Below are 2,160 nucleotides of genomic sequence, written 5' to 3'. Positions count from 1 at the left end.
TCCTTTTTCAAACCATAATACATCTATGAGTTTAATGGTGTTTTGCGTGTCTTTATCACAGGGCAATTCAGGAAATTTATTTATAGCCATAAAAGAAAAACTTTGACCATTGAAGGCTTTGCTTTTATCATTACTTGCCGGGGTAACATCGAATCCTAATGACGCTCCAATTTTCAATAAATGGTATTGCATCTCACTATGCAGATTATCTTCCTTTTTTTCTTCTATAATTTCTTTTTGGCGTTTTACTATGTTTTTTTCAAATTTATAACGCTCTTCTTCACTCAAATAGTCATCATTTCCTATGAGCATTTTTTGAGTCCCAATTTCAAAACACAATCCTGCGATTGCACCTAAATCATTGGACAGTTCCGATTTGAATTTGGAATTTGTTTCCAGTAATGTCTCTCTAATTTTTAAGTATTCACTCCAGCTTCCGAGTTTTTTTTTGTCCTTGAACAAGAAATTAAAACCGTTTACAATTGCCGTGTTGAAAGGCGGAAACCAGGTTGGGTGCAAGAAATACAAAATACTGGCAACGGCCGGACCAAGTCCCTTAATTTTAAGTTCGTCGAGTTTTACAATTTCCCTAAGCACCTGTTCTTCGTTTTTTGCATTAATGCAATTTTCCAAGAATTGGCCAAAAGCAATTTTATTGGTTTGATTTTCATAGATGTCAGGAATTCGGAGTTTTGGTTTCCAATAAAAAGGATGTGAAACCCCTACAAATACCTGTTTTTGCTCGGCAATACAATTGAGCACAAATTCTAAGCTGCTGTTTTTAAAATCATTTGGAAATGATTTGTTTTTTATATCTTCAACAACCTGAATAATGCCTCGACGGATAGTTCTGAACGCTTTTAACCGTTGGTCATTATCCACAAACCAAGTATTATAAACACTTTCTGAATCGTTTTTGTATTGCTGTATTATTTGATTAAAATTGTTCATCCTTACTGTTTAAATTACATTTTCATGCCTTCCATCGGGTCGCTGCCTTTGCGGAATTTATATTCGCTATTGATGGCATAGGCTCCTGTTATCACTACTTTTTGACCATTGGCAATTTTTGTTTTGATTTCTATCAGTCCATTGGTTTCAATTCCTGTTTCTACCATTAGATTTTCATAAACTCCCGGTTTTTTTTCTACCCAGATGTAGGATGCGTTTTCTTCTCTAATTACTGCATCGGTAGGAATGTAGATTCCTTTACCGCCGGAAATCATCAATTTTGCAATGGCCTGCATTCCCGGTTTTAAAATTAGATTTTGATTTGGTATTTCAAATCGAATCAAAAGTAAACGGGTTTCCGGGTTTATTTCAGGATTGATAAATGAGATTTTAGCGCTTATTGATTTATCAGGGAAATCGACAAAAGTTATGGTAGCATTTTGACCTATTTTAAGACTATTGAAATAGTTGATATTTACTTGTGTTTCGAGCCAAAGTTTACTTAAATCGGTTACTTTAATTATTGGAGTTCCTTCCATGACATAACTCCCTTCAACGGCAGTTATTTCAGAAATTGTACCACCGACAGTGCTGTAAAATGTGGTATAGGGCGAAACATCTTTGTTGCTTTTTATATTCTCAATTTGAGTGTTGGACAAACCATAGAAGAGAAGCTTTTGTTTGGCCGCATTCATTATGTTTTTTGCATTTTTTCCAAAATCACCGGGCATCTCCAATTGTTTAAAGGCAGTATAATAGTCTTGTTTTGCTATTGCAATATCTTCACTGTACAATTGATATATTGGCTTGTTCTTGGATAGGTAATCACCCGTAGATTTGAAATACAATTTTTCAATTCTGCCCATTGCTTTTGAAGAAAAGGTTTTAGATTTTTCTTGATTGAATGTTAAAACACCTGTGTAGTTTTGTTCTAAATTGTTTTGTGTTTGTCCTATAACTTGAGTTGTGATATTACCAAGTTGAATTTGTTGTTTACTTAAACTTATTTGGTTAACCTCACTATCATCCTGTTTTATGGGTGTTAACTCCATGTGGCAAATAGGACACTTGCCGGGTTTATCTTCTTTTACTTGAGGATCCATAGAACATGTATAAAAAGTAGTTTCTTTATTTTTATCATGTTGAGAGTGGTCTTCTTTTTTATTCTCATGCTGAGAATGGTCTTCTTTTTTAGAAGAATTACAAGCT

2 protein-coding genes are annotated in these 2,160 nt (G+C 34.1%); both read right to left on the bottom strand.

What is annotated here, in order from left to right; genetic code table 11:
- Positions 1 to 951, bottom strand: a 951-nt coding sequence (locus C0512_RS15285; protein WP_290863122.1) for a hypothetical protein, incomplete at its 3' end; no start/stop codon positions are given.
- Positions 952 to 965: 14 nt separating this feature from the next.
- Positions 966 to 2,160, bottom strand: a 1,195-nt coding sequence (locus tag C0512_RS15280) for an efflux RND transporter periplasmic adaptor subunit (protein ID WP_290863120.1), incomplete at its 5' end; no start/stop codon positions are given.

Source organism: Flavobacterium sp. (genome assembly GCF_013822155.1).
GTDB lineage: Bacteria > Bacteroidota > Bacteroidia > Flavobacteriales > Flavobacteriaceae > Flavobacterium.
The sequence above is the reverse complement of the archived record's forward strand: the minus strand, read 5'-3'. Positions and strand labels throughout refer to the sequence as shown.